The organism is Micromonospora sp. WMMD1219, from assembly GCF_049315215.1.
GTDB classification, from domain to species: Bacteria; Actinomycetota; Actinomycetes; order Mycobacteriales; family Micromonosporaceae; genus Micromonospora; species Micromonospora tulbaghiae.
The window spans coordinates 965,976-985,814 of sequence record NZ_CP186057.1; the positions used below are offsets into that span (position 1 = coordinate 965,976).

A 19,839-nucleotide genomic window follows, 5' to 3' on the forward strand; every position below is an offset into this window, starting at 1 on the left:
TCACATTCGCGCCGACGACGGCTCGCCTGGCCCGGCCGCAGGGCTCGCGTCCGACGTGGCGGCGGGGGCCGGCCGTTCACCTCGGCGTGTCGGCGGGACTTCGTCGGACGGTCCGTATGCTGTACGTCGCCGTTCGCCGGTCTGAGCCGAGCGGTAGGTAGGAGCAGCCCACGATGACGTGGCCCGGCCAGAGGTTGTGGCGACCGCCTGTAGGCCTGGTCGCGGTGCTACCCCGCGACTACTACAACGTGCGCGACCCGCACGCCCGCAGACCGACGGTCGTCGTACGGGTTCTGCCCGCGGACCGCGCATGCCTGGTTGTGACCCGGACCAGCGACACCATGGTCGCGCACCCCAAGGACATCTGGCACGACAAAGATCCGGAGCTGCTCTGCGACCGCCAGGGCTGGTGGCAGCCCCGACGTGTCCACCGGGTCGACTTCGGCGCGTACGACGACGAGGACACCAGACCACACGTGATCATGACCGGGGATCTTCTCGACCGCATCATCGCCGCCTACCAGGAGTTTTTATGAGCGCATGGGAGGAGTTGCAGCGCGACGGCGTCTTCGGCACCGAGGCGACCGTCGAGCTGTACCGGTGCGTCCGCGCGGTCGCCCGGGCCGGCAACTTCCCGCCGCCGACCGGTTACCAACAGTGGACGTTGGACGCGATCGAGGAGACGGCACACGAAGTGTTCGCCGACGCGAAGGGCCCGCAGCGTCTGGTCGAACTCGCGGTGAAGGCTCACGACGGCACGAGTTTCCGCCGCCTGCTGGAGCAGGTCGTCCGCAACTTCCTGCGGGATAGAGCCCGGGCCACGACCAAGGGCCGGCTGATCCGACGCCTACGCGAGGTCCTAGACGGCGATCCCCGGTTCCGGTCCGTTCCCGATGGGCAACCCGGCGCCGGCCGCAACATCGAACTGGCCGACGGGACCACACCCGGAGTCTGGAACGGCCGAATGACCGACCTAGTCACCGCGGCCTACAAGGTGACCGACGTGACGATCGTGCGGTGGCGGCCTGATGCCCGCCGGGAGTCGCCGGTGGCCGACGCTGACAGCCTGGCCAACGTCTGCGAGGCGGCGCTGCGGGCCGCCGGAGCGTCGCTCGCGCTGGCGGACCTAGCCGACGTGGTCGCCGCCCGGTTCGCCGTCGGGCCGACCCCGGTGGTGACTCCGGTCGACGACATCGACCCCTGGTTGCCCGGCGTCGACACCATCGAAGTGGTCCAGGCCGAGGCGGAGATCCGCGCCGGCGCCGAGCGGCTGCTGGCCCAGCTCACCAAGCGGGAGCAGTTGGTGCTCGCCTACCTGGACCAACCTGTACGGCAGATCGCCGATCGCACCGGCCTGGGCAAGAGCGTCGCCGCGCAGGTCGCCGCCAGGGTCAAGGAGATCGCCGGTCAGATACTCGGCGCCGAACCGCGTCGCGAGGACATGCTGAGCCTGGCGCAGTCGCTGGCCACCCCGCGTCCGTACGACGAGCATTAGCATCTCGGCGAAATCGGGCGCACATCACCATGGCGCAAAGAAGCGCCGGCCGCGGCCGGACAGACCACGACGGTGCGCCGTTTCAACTACGTACACAGGTCAGATGGAGAAGGCATGAAAGTGCGGAAGATGACCTGCGGGAGGGTAGACGCGTGGTGACCCATCAGCCCCTTTGCTCACGACTGCGGCGGACCGTCGCCAGCCCGGCTGGTGTACGGCGATGACCGGCGTTTCGTCGCACGACCACGGCCCGGTGTGGCACGTCTTCGCCGAGGCCGACCTGAATCCTCCGGTGGCGATCGCCGGAGGGCACCTGCTTGACGGAGATCTCGGGACACCGTCGCAGGGCGACCGCAAGCACCTGGCCGAATGCGGCTGGTGCCAGCAGCGACAACAGGCCGCAGCGCAGCATGGTGACGACCTCGATGACGAGGCGTTCCTGCGTGCGGCACGGCAGCGTGCTCTCACCGGAGGTGTATCCGTCCTGGCGTCGGTCACCCGGCTGTCCCCCGAGGTGCACGCCCTGACCGCCGACACCGGCGCTCGTGAGGACGTCATGGTGGGCCAGTTGTGGCGGCTGCGGTGGCAGGACGTCACCGAACTAGCGTTGGTCGTTGACGTCGATCGCTGGTGGGTGACTGTCGCTCCGGTCACCACCGATGTGAGCACCGCCGACGAGTTCAGCCTGATCCTGCCCGCGGCAGCCAGTGTGCTGGGCACCGAGTTCGCGGTCTGTTTCAGCCTGGAAAGCACGGTCCCGCTGTTCGTGTTCGATCGCGAGATCACACCGGCGAGCCGTCCGGTGCTCAACGAGGCGAAAGCTGCCGCCCAAATTCCCCCACCCGACACCATCCGGGACGTGTGGCGGGCGTGGCGCCGTGACGCCGTCGGCCCCGCCCATCTGACCTACGGCGCCCCAGTTGACGAGGCAGACCTGGACCGACGTGAGCTGCGCAACGCCGTCGCTGCCGGCTTCACCCAGCTCGCCAGTGCCGCCGCGTGCGTGCCCGGTGACCCGGTCGGGGACGTGGTGCCCCTGCTGCAACAGGTCAAGAGCCTGGACCTGCCGCCAGCCCAGCTCACAGCACGCTCCGGCCTCGACATGAGCGTCTTCCTGCGGATCAAGAAAGGCGGACGCGTCACCCAACGCGAAGCAGCGCAGCTGGCACAGCTGCTCGATACCGATAGCCGCACCGTTATGGACGCGAATCCACCGTTCGATGACGCATTGATCACCGAGGTCAGCCGGCCCACACACCGCGCGTCCCTGCGGTTGCTTGCAGGGAAACACAGCTCCGAGGACGAACAACGCTGGGAAATGGCCGAGACGGTGGCCCCACAGGCTGCGCGGACCGTCCGCACGGCGGCGACGTCCGACAGCGGTGCCGGACACACCGACTGGGCGGCGAAGGTCTCGGTGTATCTCCGGCAGCGCCTCACCGCGCTCGGCGACTCCCTCTCGGACCAGCCATGACACTCACCAAACAAGCCCTGATCGGTGAACTGGTGCCGGCAATGCTGGCGCACCTGACCAGCATCGGCGTGGACGCCTGCAAGTTGGCTGCCGAGCCGGCCGCAGTGATCGTGACCGTCGACGGCATTGTTCTGGACTGGGTCGAGCCCGCCGCGCTCAGCAGCGGCTGCTCCGTCGCGGCACTCTACAGCGGGACAGAAGCACCGCCACGGATCTCGGCGCTTCGTGACACGTCGGAGGGCCGCCGCAACTTTTCCCTGCTACACGAGTTCGGCCACCACCTGTGTCCTCGCGTGACAGCGGTCGCTGCCGCCTTGTGGGAGCTCCCTGACGGCGAAGAAGGACCGTTCGAGGAAGACTTGGTGGACGCGTTCGCGGCAGCGGTCCTACTGCCCACCGATATCGTCAGCCGGATCTTCGCTGACGGTGTCACCGCGGCGTCGGTGATCCGCCTGTGGCAGAGCACGACAGCATCGCGGGAGGCGTGCTGCGTCGCCGCCGCACACCGCCTACCCGCACCGGGCTACGTCATGCTGCTCGAGCCGAACAGCCGCAGCCAGTTCGCCGCCCGCCACGGTGACGTACTGCCTATCGCCCGCGGCAGTGTCCAGCCCGCCACCCGGCTGCAACCCGCGGTGCGCGGCGGTACCGCCCGCGGCGTCGACCGACCGACCTTCCGCAGCGGCGTCGCCGGCCCGCAGATGTACCTCGACGCCCAGGCGGCCGACGATTACACCTTCGCCGTGTGGGTCACCGACTCACCGGACTGGCCCACCCTGGCCGCGCCTCTGGACACCGACCCGCTCGGCCACGACGGGCACTGCGCGGACTGCGGCGGAGATTTCAAGTCGTGGAAGAAACCCTGCGAAACGTGCGGCGAACCGTTCTGCCCGCAGTGCGAGGCCTGCCACTGCCTGCCCGGTGGCCAGCGTCCCGTGGCCAACCGACTGTGTACAAGTTGCTTCCTCACCCTGCCGCTGACGGCCTTCCTCGGCGACTCGACCACCTGCAACGAGCATTAGTAGTGCTCTGCCGCCAGGTCGTACGCGGCGGTCGGCTGATCTCGTCGGGCAGTGTGAGCCGTATCCGGGGGGTGCTGCGCTGCGCGTTGTCGGAGGCGAGACGGCAGGGCATCGTCGGCCACAACCCCGCCCGGAATCTGCGGCTACCGAACAGGGCATGCCCGCACGATGTGGTCTGGGATGACGAGGACGAAGCGGTGTGTCGCGAGACCGGCGTGCGCCTGCGGGTGGCGGTGTGGGATCTGGACAACCTGGCACGGTTCCTTGACGCGGTGCGCGAGGATACGTGGCCTTGGTCGTTTGAGGCATCGACGCGGCGGCCGTGTCCTATCTACATAAAACGCCCACAACATACAAATCACACACCACGCCGCTGGGCGCACCGTGTCCACTATGGTGGTTCGCTGGTAGTGGCGTTTTGGTACAGGCGGAGCCGCACGAATAGCCGCGGACGTCATCCGGTGCAGCGTGAAGCGCGGCAGCGCTGCGTGGAAGATATGGAGAAGGGCCTCGCTGATGGAGGCGTCCGAGTTGGCCCGGATAGATCAGACGCTTCGGCAGTTGTGCGCCGGCCGCGAGCTGACCTGGGTGGCGCAGGCGGTGGATGCCGCAGTCGTCGAGGGTTTCGCCGAGTCGGTGACCGAGGGCAGTAGCAACCACAACCGACGGCGCGGCACGTCCCTGTTCGGCATGCGGCCGGACGACCGCCCCCGGATCGAGCCGCAAGTCGTACAGCGGCCGTATACGGATGAGGAGCGGGTCTTGCTTCTGCTCGATGCGATGCTCGTGGTCTACCGGGATCTGCCAGGCATCCGAGCGGAGACCCTGCGCCTGCTTACCGACGGCTTCCAGGGCAGGGTCGCGATTCCCGAGCAGATCGTTACGGCTCCCGACGAGGACAACGAAGAGGCCGCCATCCTCTGGCAGCCCGAATCGGCCAACAGTGTGCAGAGCCGGCAGCGGGTCATCGACGCGCTGGTCGCCCTGCGGCAGGCGGTGGCGGAATGACTGATCCCGTCGGTGCCCTGCTGACCGAACTCGCGGACGCGATGCAGGGTGTATCGACACCGTTCACACGAGCTGACGAGGCAGATCGGATCTACGAGGCCTACCTGTTCGCGCAGGTAATCGCCACGGCCGCCGAGTGCGGCGGGATGGTGACCTACGAGGACTGCAACGAGAAGGAAGTGCAAGAACTCGTGTTCCGGGGCGCCCCAGGCGTCATCCACGCCCGGCGGCGACCGTTCACGCACGCGGTGCTGCGCTTCGGCGCCGCTCGCCCGATCGAGGTTCATCTGCGGGTGAAGGTCCAGTGGAAGAACTTCGACGCCGAATCCGATGTGCTGCTCATCGACACGAAGGCAGCCCGCAGTAGCCGTGACAAGCAGCAACTGCCGAAGCCGTCTGGCTGTGTCCTGACGGTCGAGGGCAAGTACTATCCACTTGGCGTCCCTCGCGATGAAGCATTGAAGTACGTTGGTGTACGGAACAGCTTCCCACCGTCAATGGCAAGCCTGTTCGTTACCAATGCGTTCTCCCCACATGCGAACAAGTGCCTCAGCCATGCAGGGCGCCTGCCGTTCGAGTTCGGCGTTGTACCCGGGACGCGCTTCCAGACGTACGTTCGCGCGCACATCCGCCAGGCGTTCATGAAGTGGGTCGCCGGATTCGACCTCGGTCACCGTGTCTGACAGCAAGCGGGGCTGCCGGCGCTGCTTGGTCGGGTTCCGGCCGTCCGCTCGAAGAGCGTCCCGGACCTCGAGTTCTGAACGAGCTGGTCTTCGACGAGAACAACGGACACTCCCGCCGACATGGCCGAGACGGCGCCCAGCGGGTCCTGGCGGGCCTTCCGGCCGAAGGCTGCTGGAGGGAAGATCCCCACCTCATCGTCAGCGCTCTCGCCGGGCTGGGCGTCCCGGCGGAGCATCAGAAGACCATTGCAGCGATGATGGCCCAAATGGTGTCCTCGCGGCCGGCGCGGCTTGGCCGGTATGGACAGCTTAGCTAGCCTCCGGGAGGCGCGATGAGTGGTCTGGATTGGTTCCCAGCGGTTGACGGCTACGGCGTGGCAGACCCGCGTGCGTGCCGGGGCAGGACAGGAATACCGGCCGATCAATGGGCTGGCAGTCGACACAGGCGAGGCAGGATCGATGATGGAGGCTAGATGGCGCCCAAGCATCACCCGCTAAGGGATCCAATCCGGCGTAGTGCCACCGAATATGGGCCACGCCTGGAGATCGCCCTCACCCGTGCACGCGAGGTACCTGACGAGATGCTCGCCCGCGCGCCCGTGGACGCATTGGTTGATGCCATCGTCGACGAGTGCGCCGCCGCCCCTGTCACAGTGGATCACGCAGGGCTCTGGATCGAGACATCTGAACTGTCACACGGACGTGAGGAGCCGCTGGTCCAGCTGAACCTCTGCGTGACGGTCGACGGCGCATCCAGCGCACTCGGTTCCCGCGGGGTTCTTTCAGGTGCCCACATCGAGGGCGATAAGCCCGGTAAGTGGTTCCTGACTGCGGCTCAGGCCACCAATGAGGAAGTCGCTGACGCGATGGCCGACACCGAGCGGCTTGGGAAGTTCATCGAAGAATTCCAGGGGCGGCTTCGGGAGGCGGCGGCTGCCGCTAACGAAGAGATTCAGCAACATCGAGCAGACATGCGTGCGCAGGTGATGGCTGTCGTAGGCGCGCGGGCTCGTAGGGTGCGGGCCGTCCTCGCGGCGACGGACGCGCTGGGCATTCCGGTGGCGCCACGATCGGCGGAGCAGCGCATCCCGCTGCAACCACGGATTGTAACGCTTGCGCAACTCGACACCGCTGTTGCTGCTGGAAGGGAGGAGTGGCATCTCGCCGAGCAGATTGCCGAGGACATCACTGGCACGATCATGTCCTTCACCGCTGCGCTCGAACGTCTTGTTCGCTCCGCCAGCAAGCTGGTGGGCGAGGACGAGGAAACCATCCGAGACTTCCTTCTGTTCATCCTAAATGCGAACTATCAAGGAGCAGTGACCGGGGAAACGTTCCTGGGACGCGGCAAGACGGACATCCTCCTGCGCTGGCGCGACCGAGACGCCTTCATCGGGGAGTGCAAGTTCTGGCACGGCCCTGCCAAGTTCGCCGGCTGCTGCAGCACGGCGCTCAGCGACCGCGACGCCTCACCCAGGACCCCACCGGCCTCCACAAGCCGAGACCAAGCCTGCCCGAGCACTTCGCGCGCGCGAGCCAACCCCACAGCGATGCCGGCGAAGCCGGAGATCACCGCCCGGGCGGTGATCTGCTCGATCGCATGGTCGACAGCCGCAGCCTCCTGCTGCGCCCGGTCCACACCCGCCGCAGTCCCGGCCACGCCCCGTCACCAACTCGACGGCAATCGTCAAACCCGTCGAAGCCTTTCCGAGGCGCTCGGCTGGCACGACGTCAGCGTCCATCCGGCCCACCGGACCTGCTGCCGGGCGGAATCGCCATCGTGTTGGTCTCCCAAGGGCAGGGGCGGGGCGTCGCCCCGGGCTGCCGGCCAGAACGGTCCTCGGCTGTCATCGTCATGCGCTGGCAGCCGGCGCCGAGGTTCCGGCCCTGCCCGTCCGCGATCGTGTGGATCTTCGTGGTCCACCCGCCGAATGAACGGTTGATCGCGATGCTGATCCTCGCGGTGACGGGCCGAAGCTGACCGGCGAGGGGTGGGCTGCTGCAGCAGCTCACGAAGCGGGTCCTAGACTCGGCGTTGGACGGTGAGATCACCGACCCCGTCGGCTATGGCAAGCACGACCCGGCCGGTGCGCAGAACCGCATCGGTTTAGCATCGTCAATGTTGGCGGCCTCAACCAGGTCTGCCGGCGAACCCTTGTCATGGCCCGCCCAACACGCCAGCGCCTTCGAGCATTTCGTCCAACGTTTCTCGATCCAACCTCGAGCTTCCCGTCAGCCTGGCGCAGATTGCTGCGCAATAGTTGGCTGCCGCCTGGACGCGATCGTCCGCAAAAACCTGCTCGAGCTCGTCATCGCCAGGAAAGGCGATGTCGCCAAATAGATCGAGAGAGACCTTCTGAATCACCGGAAAAAGGGCATGTTCAATCCACGCCCCGACCCTTTTCTCGGGCTCGATCGCAATCACCAGCGGGCTACTTAGACAAATGGTGACTGAGTGAAAAAGTTGAGATGCATCGGGCCCTGAATCCGCAGAAGCGTGTTCCCACACCATCCGGAGGTTGTCTCCCACGCGGCCTTCTACGATGAAGCTAACAGACAAACGGCTCGCCTCGTCGAACCAGCTACCACCCCCCGCAGCCTCAGAGTCGCTTAGCCCAGCCCGAAGGGCAGTCCCGGCCAGCCAGAACACTGCAGCCCTCCGCTGGGGCGGGAGAGCATCCACGCGCCCCGCCATGGCATCAATGAAGTCGTCGTAACCCATGCTCATCCTCACGGAACTGTCGCCGATGGAATACCAAATTTAGACAACAACGGAGCGCAACGCCCATCACACGGGGCCTGGGCCGACGTCCCGATGCCCGTTGGGTTCGGCATTGCCCCGAGCAAGTTCTCCTCGGCGTGCAGCTGATCGCCTGCAACCGTCCTTGACGGTGCCCGCAGCACCCCCATCTCCTCCATGATGGCACGTTGGCCACGCGTAAATGACGAGCTCGTGTTGCTGGCAGCCACCAACATGCCGTCAGCATCCGAGCCCACAGCGATGACTTGCTGCCTCATCTGCGCCGGGTGCACGTCTGGGGCATTCTTGATTCGACTCGCAATCAACGCGAGTTCCTCCGGCGTCCTTACACCGTTTGCCGCCGTCGCCCGGGCGGTAGTCCCTGCGGCACCGGCGCCCATGGCCGCAGGGCCTCCGCCGCCGTATCCGTAGAAGCTGACGATTCCATCGCCTACCATGTTCGCGCAGATGACCGCAGCAGCAAGACACTGGGGAGCCGCCGCGATAAGCAGGAGAGTCATGGCGCCTGCAGCAACATTGGCCCAGTTGACTCCGGGCGGCCTGTTGTCCAGCCCTGCGCAGCCTTGACCGACGTTGTTGCACATGTCGGTGTAGACCAGGTGATCCTGCTGAGCGTTGGTAATGTGTGTTCCGTAGAAGAACTCTGCGTAGTACTCGGGCGTCCAGTGCTCGCCCTTAGCTGTGTTCGGGTACGGACGGCCGTCGTCGGTGCGGCCCGTGTAGCGCGTCGAGGCGGTCGTGCCTCCGCTGTGAACGGTATGGGTGCCACCCGGTGTGACCGTCTCGTACGTGGTGCATTTGTCGTCGCCGCATTGCTTCAGCCCCGATGGGTCCGACAAGGTGGCCGGGCTGCTTTTGCTGTAGGCGTATCCGTTCCATTGCTGCGGATCGGCGCCATCCATGATCGGGTCGACGCTGATAAACCGGCCGATGATGGGATCGTATTCGCGGGCACCGAGTCGAGTTAGCCCGGTCGTGGCGTTGAGTGGCTTGTTCAGGAAGCCCCGGTTGTCGGGGGCGGTGGTGGCGGTGCCGCGTGGCTCCCCGTAGGGCGTGTACTGGCGCCAGGTGGGGCTTTGGGCGGTGTTGTTGAGGTAGAGGGTGGGGGTGCCCTGAGTGTCGGCGAGGGCGAAGGTGTAGTTGGTGCCGGTGCCGGTTCGGAGGGTGCCGCCGCCGCCGGGGAACGGGTAGTAGCGGACACCGGTGACGGCCTGGGTAGTGGTGTTGAGGGTGTGCTGCTGCCCGTTGGGCAGGTAGAGGGTCGTTATTCCGGGGTCTTTCTGGATGAGCAGGTTGCCGGCTGCGTCGTAGAAGGTGGTGCTGGTTCCACCCGCGTTCAAGATGGAGGTGAGTTGACCGGCGTTGTTCCAGGTGAGGGTTTGGTTTCCGTTGCCGGCGTTGCGGGTGGTCATGTTGCCGACCGGGTCGTAGCGGTAGTTGGTTGAGCCGGTGGCGGCGCCGGTGGTGATGGTGGAGGTGAGCGTGTGGGGCTGGCCAGCGCTGTTGCCGTCGTAGATGTAGTCGGTGGTGGTGTCTGTAGGGCCGGCCAGGTTGTGTTGGGTTTGCCCAGTGCGGTTGCCGAGGTTGTCGAAGGTCCAGCTGGTCCAGTAGGCGCTGTTGCCGCCGATGGTGTTGCCGACCATGCCGTGGTTGGCGGTGGTGGGGTTGGTGGCGCAATTGTCGGTGGCGGTCCAGGCTGCGGTGAGCCTTCGGAGCTGGTCGTAGGTGTAGCACTGCGTTTCAGCTGCGGCACCGTTGAGGCGGGTGCTGGTGTGGCGGGTGACGTTGCCGACGAGGTCGTAGTCGTAGTTCTGCTGGTCGACGTTGCCAGGTGTGGTGGGTGTGCGGGTCACGAGTTGTTGCTTGAGGCGGCCGGTGTGCTCGTCGTAGGTGTTGGTGATGGATGCCTGGTTGGGGGCGGATCCTAGAGTTTGGCTGTTGATGCGGCCGTAGGCATCTTGGGTGACGGCGTTGAGGTAGCCGTTGAGTCCGCCGAAGTGGTCAACCTGGTCGAAGGCGTCGTAGCCAAACAGGATGGTTTCGCCTGGCAGGCCGCCCTTGTTCGGGTAGATGGTCTTGAGTGGCAGCCCGTTGTTGGTGGTGTAGATGTAACTGAAGATGTAGTCGCCGGCTAGGCCACCCTCGGCTGCGGGGATCGTGACGGTCTGCCCGGTGGGCTTGCCGAAGGCGTTGAAGCCCTTGGTTTGGGTGGTGTAGGGCTGGCCGTTCCAGAAGGCGGTGGCGGTGGTGAGCTGCCCCTTCGGGTTGGTCATGTTGGTGACGGCGTTGTTGGAGTTGTCGTAGAACAGGGCGGTGAGTTGGTTGCTCGCCGACTGGGCGGTTTTGGCGGCGGCGTAGCTTGCGGTTTTGCGGTTGAGCGCGTCGTAGGTGTACGACACGGTTTTGCTGCGTGAGTCGGTGGACTCGGTGAGGTTGCCGTTGCCGTCGTAGGTCATGCCGGTTGTCTCGCCGGCGTCGGGGTCGTCCTTGCTGGTGATCTGGCCGAGCAGGTTGTACTGGGAGGTCCAGGGGTTGCCGGCATTGTCGGTCAGGGTGGACTGGTTGCCGTGGCTGTCGTAGCCGTAGGTCGAGGTCAGGGCGGTGCCGCCGGTGGTGGTGAAGGTGCCGGTGAAGGTGTCGGCGGGTGTGTTGAGTGTCGGGCGGCTGGTGTACTCGAGAAGTTGGCTGTTGCGGCCGAGGGGGTCGGTGACGGTGGTGGTGACCGTGCCGCCGAGGGGCGGGACGACGGTGGTGCGGTCGCCGTTGTAGACGGTGGTGGTGCTGGAGACGACGAGGTTGTCCTTGGCCTGCTTCACGATGACGGGTCGACCGAGGCCGTCGTAGGTGGTGAAGGTTTGGCTGGGCAGCGTGGAAGGGAGCTTCGGCGCGGTGACCGGATTGCCGACGGTCGGCGTGGTAGTGGGGTCCCACCAGCCGTTGTAGGTCTCTTCAGTCCAGCCCCGGCTGTCGTAGAAGGTGTCGGTGATGAGCCGCCCGCCCTGCGGGGTGACGGTTTGGGTTTGCCGAGGGCGTAGCTGCGCGTCGTATATGACGATCGACTTGAGGTAGCCGTTGAAGTCGTTGGCCCGCTCGGTGGTGGTGGCGGTGACTCCGGTCTTGGAGACGTCGTAGGTGAACTTGTAGTTCGCCGGTGCGGTGGTGGCTCGGGAGTTGAGCCAGACGGCGGTCACCCGCCCGAGGGCGTCGTACTTCTGGTTGGTGGCGACGGTGTTGACGTCGGTGGTGGCTACCGCCAGTCCTCGACGTGGGTTGATCGTCGTGGTCTGGCTGTGGCCGAGCGGCTTGGCGATGGTGGTTGCGGTGGTGAGTCCGACGCTGTTCTCGGTGTAGGTGGTGGTGGTCTTGTTGCCGTTGCCGTCGTAGGTGTCCTTCGCCCGGCCGTAGTTGTCGTAGGTTGCCCGGGCGGTGGTCTGCCATGTGTAGGCGCCGCCGGTGTAGTCGGCTGCCTGCCGGGTCATGGTCACGTTGCCCTTGCTGGGCGGCGTGGTCTGCGGGAACGTGGTCGACCAGGACGTGTCGTCGTAGAAGGTGCGGGTGCGGGAGACGACCTTGGCCGGCCGGGGCACCGTCGTCGGGGCGGTGAGGGTGTTGAGGCTGCCGGGTTCGGAGGCGGGTGTTCCGGCGGTGTAGCCGGCGCAGGCCACGGAGACGGTTTCGGTATCGCTGAGTAGGCCGACGAGGTTCTTGGTCGTGTTGACCGGCGCGTAGCTGTTCGTGGTGCACTGGTCGTATGCGGTGTTGGCGGGGACGGTGTGGCTGTAGGTGGCCTTGACCAGGCCGAAGGTGGGTGAAGAGACGGTTGCGTCGTAGCTGGTGTCAGTCTGGTTCACCCGCCAGGTGGTCGATCCGCCCGAGGTGACGGCTTGCCTGGTCTGCACGAGTACGGGGGCGACCCAGTTCGCGGTCAGGTCCGGCAGCCCGGTCCGTTCGCGGGTGGCTGAGGACGCGGATACCCAGTAGGCGATGATGGTGGAATTGTCCACCGCGCCGCCCTCACCGAGGTACTGGCTGTTCTCCAATGGCTGGCCGGCGAGTTGGTCGATGTCCTCGTGGGTGCCGCCGGTGGAGTCAGTCAGGGTGACGACTGCGCCGCCGTTGTTGCGGGACATGCCGCGGTGGTAGACCGTGGTGGACTTGGTGCGCCGGTCGTTGACGCCGTCGCCGGTGAAGGTCTGGACGGTGCCGTATCCGCGGAACTGCCCGTAGGTGCGGTGTTTCGGCTTGACCAGTTCGTTGTCGTCGTAGTGCCACGCCAGATCGCCGGGGTAGGCGTAGCTGGTGAACGTGCCGCCGGATCCGCCGGTCGGGTCGGTGGCGCTGACGCGGGTGACGGCGTACTTGTTGAACCAGTCGAGGATCGGTGCGGTGAGACCGTCCGGGGTCCACCGGACCGGGTAGCAGGACGTCGTGTTCGTCGCCGGGTTGAGGGTGACCGGCGTGGCGCAGGGTTTGGTCCGCTCGTAGGAGACGGTGATGACCGAGCCGGTCTCGGTGGTGATGCTCTCAAGGCGGTGCCGGTTGAACACCGGGAACCCATCGGTGAGAGCGACACGGTTCTGCAGCCGGATGCTGCCGAAGGACACCGACGGCAGGGATATCGGTGCCGTCGAGCCGCCTGCGGTCGTGTCGTTTCCGGTGCGGTTGATCGAGTCCAGCCACAGGGTCGGTGAGGTGCCGTCCTCGGTTTTCGGCATGGTGTGGGTGAAGGCGTAGGAGTCGACGGTCACGTGCTGAGCGCTGCCCGTGTCGTACTGCTTGGTGGTGATCGAGGCGAGCCGGACGGTGGAGAAGAACGACGGGCTCCGGGAGGAGCAGGTAGAGCCCGATTCACAGATCAGGTCAAAGGGCACATCGAGCCAGTTCGCCTTGGTCGAGGCGTTGAGCGGCTTACAGGTGCCTGATAGGCACCGGTCGTCGACGGTGAACACGATCTGGTTCGGGACCGTGCCGAAGGCGTTGCCGGCGGTGAAGCCGTAATCGATGCGCTCGAGGTAGCTGTCCCGGACGTAGGAGTCCATGGTCGTGCCCTGGTTGCGGCCGTAGAAGTTGGTGGCCTGCTTGTAGTAGTAGGCCATGGCGTTGCCGTGGACGTCAGTGACGTAGTCCAGGTTCCACCGGCGTGCCATGGTGCACACCGACGAGGTGAACCCGGCGGACTTGTAGCAGGGTCCGGACGGGTGCGGCGAGTAGACCGGCACGGTGTCGACCGACTTCGTGGTGGGCTTGCCCGACGTCCAGCCCGGGAGTTGGTTACGGCCGAACTCGTAGACGGTGCCGTCGCGGGTGGTCAGGCGCCAGTAGTCGGTGTCGTGGGTGCCGGATCCGTTGCTAGAGTTCATGACGCGGGTGATGACCTCACCGTTGTCGGACGTCGGCTTCCACACCCGCTTGCCGGCGTCCCAGACGAGCGCGAACGTCGAACCGTTCAGCGACATGTTGAGGATCGGGCCGTCGTAGCAGAGGTCGTTGGTCTTCTTTGGGGAGGCGGTGCCTTCCGGGTCGTCAGCGCAGGAGATGAACGACTGCTCGACGTAGGACTGGGGCGTGGACCAGCCGTCACCCACCCATGAGGCTTGGGCCTGGGTGGAGGCGGTCTGCCCGTCGACGCTGCTGGAGTTGTACGACAGGGCCACATCCGGCACCAGGCCGGTGGCTGCCGGGGGCACGGTGACGGGATAGCTGTAGGTGAACGCGCCGGAGCTACCGCCGCCGCTCCACGACCCGGACGGCTTCAGGTCACTGGCCGCGTAGGTGCCCGCACCGTTTGCGGTGGTGCCCGAGGCCGCGGCCACCGCCAACACCATCGGCGCCGCCGCGCCCGCCGTACGGTCGCTTGAGGATGCACCCGTCAGGGTGACCTCCGCCGACACCGTGCGTGCCTGCGCATCGTTGGTCGACTCCAGCGGTGTGGCGGCCCGGCAGGAGGCCATCTCGGGTGTGGTCAGCGCACAGGCCGGCAGCCGCACCAGCCTCAGTCGGGAGCCGTAGTTGCCGCCGTATGCCTCGGCGAAGCCGGCGTAATCCACACCGACGCGAGCGTTGCCTGATCCCTGCCCCTGCGGGTACACGGCCAGCAGCACGCCGGCGACACCCGCCCGCTGTGCTGCGGCCTGGTCCAGTACCCGAACGTCTGCTTGCGGCGGCCCCGCGTACCGACCTCGCGTGGTCGTCGGGCGCACCCACACCGGGGCACTCCCAGCGCGCGCGGCCGTCGAGGTGACCCCGCTCGACGCCGATAGCGTCACCGAAGCGGCGGAGGCAGCAGGCCACCGCGTCGCGGTGGGCGTGTAGCTGCTCTTGGCCGCGTTCCGTGGGGTGGTGAAGTGCGACGGGATCGGCTTGACACCCTTGACGGCGCGTCCCGGGAACGGCTTCGGCGGCGCGGTCGGCTGCTGCGCGGCGGCGTAGGTGGGCACCCACGACCCGGCGATGACGCAGGTCATCGTGATGCACGCAGCAAGAACTCCGCGCAGTCGTCTGCGTGCCTGCCCGCGCTGAAGACTCGGCACAGTCATCGCCACCTCACTCGGTCAAGGGAAATCGCCGGACATCCATGGCTGAGACGTCCGCACGGACTCTCGCACGCAAGGTCAACTTCCCGGCGACCCCCAAGATCACGGTAAGGTAACGATCAGGCTCTCCCGGTTTGACCAAAGGGACATCACCCATCGACAACGCCGCAATTTGCCTCGATCAACTGGTTCCCCCGCCGCCACCAGGACGCCTAAGGTCGGCCTCCGACAAGCACAGGATCCCGACGGGGAACAAAGGCGGTTGACTGAATGCTCACGACTCCTGGCAGCGCCGCGCGCAGACGCGCGATATCGGTGCTGGCCGCAGCAGGCCTGCTCATGACGGCGGCGGCCACACCGGCGGCGGCGGATGAGCCTCCCTTTCCGGCTCCACCACAGCCGGTGACGTCGGGGCGGTTGACAGTCGACCAAGCCGTGGCGCAGGCCCGCGCATCGGGCAAGCCGGTCGAGGTCACAGGCGCGGCCTCCTCGACGGACATCGTGACCGCGAACCCGGACGGCACGGTCACCGTCAGCCGCTCGGCTCTGCCGCAGCGCAAGCGGGTGGGCGAGACGTGGCAACCGCTGGACGCGACGCTGGTGCGCAACAGCGACGGCACCTGGTCCTCGGCCGTCGGCTACGGCCAGGTGCGCCTGTCCGGGGGTGGCAGCGGCCCGCTGGCCACGATCGGCGACTCGGGCTTGTCGATGTCGCTGACGGCTCCGATGCCGTTGCCCGGGCCGACGGTGTCCGGCCCGACCGCCACCTACGCGAACGTGCTGCCCGATGTGGATCTTCAGGTCACCGCCGACGCCCGAGGCGCGTTCTCCGAGGTCTTCGTCGTTCATACACCCGAAGCAGCCGCCAACCCGGCGTTGGCCAACCTGTCCATGGGCACGAAGACCACCGGCATCACCCTGTCCACGGACAGCACCGGCAACATCACCGGCACCGACCGCAGTCGGCAGGTCGTGCTGACCGCTCCGGCGCCGCTGATGTGGGACTCCACCACCGCGGCCCCGTCCTCCAGCAGCAAGACAACGGCCGCGGCAGACCGCAGTGGCAGCCGCATCACCTCGACCAGCGCCGGGCCCGCACCGACCGCGCGGACCGCACGGATCCGCACCACCCTGGCCCGCGGCAAGATCCGCCTGACCCCGGACAAGGCACTGCTCACCGGACCGAAAACGGTATATCCGGTGTTCATCGATCCCACGTTCACCTGGTCGTCGTCCGGTTCGGACAATGACGGCTGGACGACGGTGGCCAAGCAGTACCCGAGCACGAACTACTGGAAGAAGACACCCGACCCGTACGGACGCATGCAGGTCGGCAACGCCGGGTCGATCCTGTCCCGCACGTTCATCAACTTCCCGATCTCCACTTCGGTGCTGGCCGGGGCCACCATCAACACCGCCACACTCAAGATCACCGAAACGTACGCCTACTCGTGCAACGCCCGCAGGGTCGACGTCTACGCCCCCGCCACGACACTGACGGCGTCGAACGCCACCTGGAACTACTGGAGCGGGCAGAGCCTCGGCTCCGTCGTAAGTCACCAGACCGTCGCCTACGGCTACAACTCCTCCTGCCCCGCCAACGGCGTCGCCTTCGACGTCAAGAGCACCATCCAGGCCAACGTGTCGGCAGGCAAGAAGCTCCAGACGTTCGCGCTACGCGCCAACGACGAAACCGACACCTTCAGCTGGAAAGAGTTCCTCGAGACCAGCCCCACCCTGGCTATCACCTACAACCACAAGCCGAACAAGCCCTCCGGCCTGACCACCTCCCCCGCCACCTCCTGCACCACCCTCATCACCATCGGCGACGGCAACGTGACGCTGTACGCGCCGGTCTCCGACCGCAACGGCGGGATCCTCGGCGTCCGCTTCGAGCTGTGGAAGACCAGCGCACCCGGGACCATCCTCGCCACCTCCGACCCCAACCTCCTCACCTACGGCTCCGGCTCCACCGCCGTACGCAAGGTCAGCGTCGACACCCTGCGCGCCGCAGCGGGCGGAGCCATCACCCAGTTCTCCTGGCGCGCCCAAGCCACCGACTTCAACCAGACCAGCGACTGGTCGAGCACCTGCAGCTTCAAGTTCGACCCCACCCGCACCGGCGCCCCGGACCTACCCACCCCCGCCGAAGGCAGCACCCAGATCGGCAAGTCCTTTCCCATCACCATCTCGCCGCCGACCACCGGCACAACGCCGAGCGGCTACCTGTACCAGCTCAACGCCGGCCCACCCAGCACCCTGCCCGCCACCAACGGCAGCCTCACCATCAACATCACCCCGACCCGCTTCACCAACTCCCTGACCGTCACCAGCCTGTCCCCCGGCGGGAACATCGGCGACAACGCCGTGGTCACCTTCAACTCGACACCGGCCGCCTACGCCGCAGACGGTGACTTCACGGGTGACGGCAACGCCGACCTGGTCACCGCCGGCGCCAAGAACGGCCTCGCACCAGGCCTGTGGCTCGGCGCCGGGGCCGGAATCTCCGGCGTCAACCGAATCGGCACCAACATCGGCGCCAAGGGCAACGGTCTGTTCCTGACCGGACGCCCGACCGACTTCAACGGCGCGCAGATCCTGCCCGGACGCTTCGCTGGCCAAGGCTTGCAGGACGTCCTCGCCTACTACCCCACCGGCACCCACGCCGGGGAAGCGGTCATCCTGCGGGGCAACGGCGACGGCTCCACCATCCAGGCACAACTCGACGGCACCTACACCGGCATCAACGCCGGCACGTTCATCGACAATCAGGGCCTCAACCCAGTACAGCTCGTCAACGCCGGCCACGGTCGCGGCCTCGCCTACCCCGACCTGATCGGCATCGGCGGCGACGCCAACGGCTACTACCTGAACTACTACCCCAACTTCGACGGTATCGGCGGCTATGGCCAGGTCGACACCCTCGCCGCCCAAGCCACCCCGACCGGCGGCTACGACTGGAACACCTGGACCATCACCGCCGCCCAGACTCCCACCGGCACCGGCCTGTTCCTCTGGCAGGCCACCACCGGAAAGCTCTACCTCTGGAACAACCTGAGCTACGACAACGACGGCACCTACACCCTGCATTACACCCAGCACCTGCTCAACGGCAGCTGGAACGCGGGTAAGTCCCTGACCCTGCAGGGCGGTGACATCAACGGCGACGGCACCGGGGACCTTTGGAGCCTCGACGCGTCCGGCACGGTGACACCATGGCTCGTCACCGGCCTCACCACCGACCTCGGAGTCATCACCGCCTCCACCAACCGAACGTTGATCACCGCCGACCACGCCTGGCCCTTCAACAACGCGGACGGCGGACCCGTCAGTGGCAGCAACGTCGCCACCGACGACGTCAGCACCCTGCCCGCCACCGGAGCGGGCAACTCCGCGTGGAACAGCGGCGACGTGTTCAGCCCCAACGTCACCCTCGACGGCACCAACAGCACCCTCACCACGGCCGGCCCGGCAGTGGCCACCAACGCCGACTACACCCTCAACGTCTGGGTCAAACCCACCGCCACCGGCGGCACCGTCATCTCACAAGACGGCGTCAACACCGCAGGATTCAGGCTCTGGGCCGAAGCCTCCGACGCCAGCTGGCGAGTCGGCATGCCCCGCACCGACGCCACCACCGCAACCTGGGACACCGCCGCCGCCGCGGCCGGCAGCGTGCAAATCGGCGTCTGGACCCGCCTCACCATCTCCTACCAGAGCACATCCGGACGACTCGGCCTCTACGTCAACGACGTCAACGTCGCCACCGCAGTCCACCCCAACGGATGGAACGCCACCGGCCCACTCCGCATCGGCGCGCACAAGAACGGAACAACCAGCTACACCGGCTACCTCCAGGGCCAGATCAGCGAAACCCTCGCCTGGAAGAGCAACGTCAGCCCTGCCCAACCCATCCCAGCCGGCCCTCAACGCGACTTCAACAGCGACGGATACCCGGATGTCATAGCCCGTTACAGCCCGAACAAGAACATCTTCCTCTACAAGGGCAACGGCGCCATGTTCAACCCCAGCTACACCACCATCGGATCCGCCTGGTCAGGATTCGACATCATCTTCTCCCCCGGCGACTTCGACGGCGACGGCACCACCGACGTCATCGCCCGCTACACCCCCACCAAGGAGCTCTACCTCTACCGAGGCACCGGAAGAGGAAACTTCCAAACCGGCTACACCGTCATCACCTCCAGCATGGCCGCCTTCGACACCATCTTCTCCCCCGGCGACTTCGACAGCGACGGAGACGCCGACATCATCGCCCGCAACAGCACCACCAAAGAGCTCTACCTCTACCAAGGCACGGGCGACGGACGAGTCCAAAGCGGCTACACCGTCATCAGCTCCAGCCTCGCCGCATTCGACAAGATCTTCTCCCCCGGCGACTTCGACGGCGACGGCCACCCCGACATCATCGCCCGCATCAACACCACCAAAGACCTCTACCTCTACCGAGGAAGCGGCAGCGGACGGATCCTCTCCGGCTACACCACCATCGGCTTCAACTGGGGCAGCTTCAACCACATCCTCTCCGTCGGCGACTTCAACATGGACGGCAACACCGACGTCATCGGCCGCTACAGCCCCACCGGCGACCTTTACCTCTACCAAGGCAACGGCACCGGCCGATTCAAACCCAGCTACACCATCATCGGATCCAACTGGTCAGCATTCGACCTCATCTTCTAACTGAACTTCGGACCCGGCACGCCCGATGAGATCGGGCACGGCCAGACGATCGAGGGGTGGACCGCCGAACACGCGGCCACCCCTCGATCGATTCCGTGCCATCCATCAACCCGCCAACGGACAAACCCGAACGGGCAGGTCCGGAACTACGGATCACGC

Annotated in this window: 10 protein-coding genes and 1 pseudogene; 9 read left to right on the plus strand and 2 right to left on the minus strand. The window is 66.4% G+C overall.

Annotation, left to right across the window (positions count from 1 at the left end):
- Positions 1–173: 173 nt before the first annotated feature.
- The 8 genes and pseudogenes from ACN27C_RS04550 to ACN27C_RS04585 form a co-directional block, all read left to right on the plus strand.
- A complete protein-coding gene (locus ACN27C_RS04550; RefSeq protein WP_422750515.1) occupies positions 174–536 on the plus strand; it encodes a hypothetical protein in 363 nt (120 codons plus the stop codon).
- On the plus strand, positions 533–1,495 hold the full coding sequence (locus ACN27C_RS04555) for a hypothetical protein (protein WP_422750516.1): 963 nt from the start codon (positions 533–535) through the stop codon (positions 1,493–1,495). Before ACN27C_RS04550 ends, ACN27C_RS04555 begins: the two co-directional genes overlap by 4 nt.
- A 220-nt stretch (positions 1,496–1,715) precedes the next feature.
- The gene (locus ACN27C_RS04560) at positions 1,716–2,969 is read left to right on the plus strand and encodes a hypothetical protein (protein WP_422750517.1); all 1,254 of its coding nucleotides are present in this window, start codon (positions 1,716–1,718) and stop codon (positions 2,967–2,969) included.
- Positions 2,966–3,991, plus strand: coding sequence for an ImmA/IrrE family metallo-endopeptidase (locus tag ACN27C_RS04565; RefSeq protein WP_422750518.1), 1,026 nt, complete (start codon positions 2,966–2,968; stop codon positions 3,989–3,991). Before ACN27C_RS04560 ends, ACN27C_RS04565 begins: the two co-directional genes overlap by 4 nt.
- A gap of 516 nt (positions 3,992–4,507) precedes the next feature.
- Positions 4,508–4,999, plus strand: coding sequence for a hypothetical protein (locus ACN27C_RS04570; protein WP_422750519.1), 492 nt, complete (start codon positions 4,508–4,510; stop codon positions 4,997–4,999).
- Entirely contained in the window at positions 4,996–5,682 is a 687-nt protein-coding gene (locus ACN27C_RS04575) for a hypothetical protein (protein WP_422750520.1), read from the plus strand. The genes ACN27C_RS04570 and ACN27C_RS04575 overlap by 4 nt, the downstream gene beginning before the upstream one ends.
- Positions 5,683–6,155: 473 nt before the next feature.
- Positions 6,156–7,625: a hypothetical protein gene (locus ACN27C_RS04580; RefSeq protein ID WP_422750521.1), complete on the plus strand. Its 1,470-nt coding sequence runs from the start codon at positions 6,156–6,158 to the stop codon at positions 7,623–7,625.
- A gap of 16 nt (positions 7,626–7,641) precedes the next feature.
- Positions 7,642–7,771, plus strand: a pseudogene (locus ACN27C_RS04585) (IS256 family transposase); the annotation flags it as partial.
- Positions 7,772–7,840: 69 nt separating this feature from the next.
- Here the strand turns inward: ACN27C_RS04585 and ACN27C_RS04590 are convergent.
- The gene (locus tag ACN27C_RS04590; protein ID WP_422750522.1) at positions 7,841–8,404 is read right to left on the minus strand and encodes a hypothetical protein; all 564 of its coding nucleotides are present in this window, start codon (positions 8,402–8,404) and stop codon (positions 7,841–7,843) included.
- A gap of 8 nt (positions 8,405–8,412) precedes the next feature.
- A complete protein-coding gene (locus ACN27C_RS04595; RefSeq protein ID WP_422750523.1) occupies positions 8,413–14,907 on the minus strand; it encodes an RHS repeat-associated core domain-containing protein in 6,495 nt (2,164 codons plus the stop codon).
- Between the two features lie 486 nt (positions 14,908–15,393).
- Between ACN27C_RS04595 and ACN27C_RS04600 the strand changes: the two genes are divergently transcribed.
- A complete protein-coding gene (locus ACN27C_RS04600; RefSeq protein WP_422750524.1) occupies positions 15,394–19,680 on the plus strand; it encodes an FG-GAP-like repeat-containing protein in 4,287 nt (1,428 codons plus the stop codon).
- Positions 19,681–19,839: the final 159 nt, after the last annotated feature.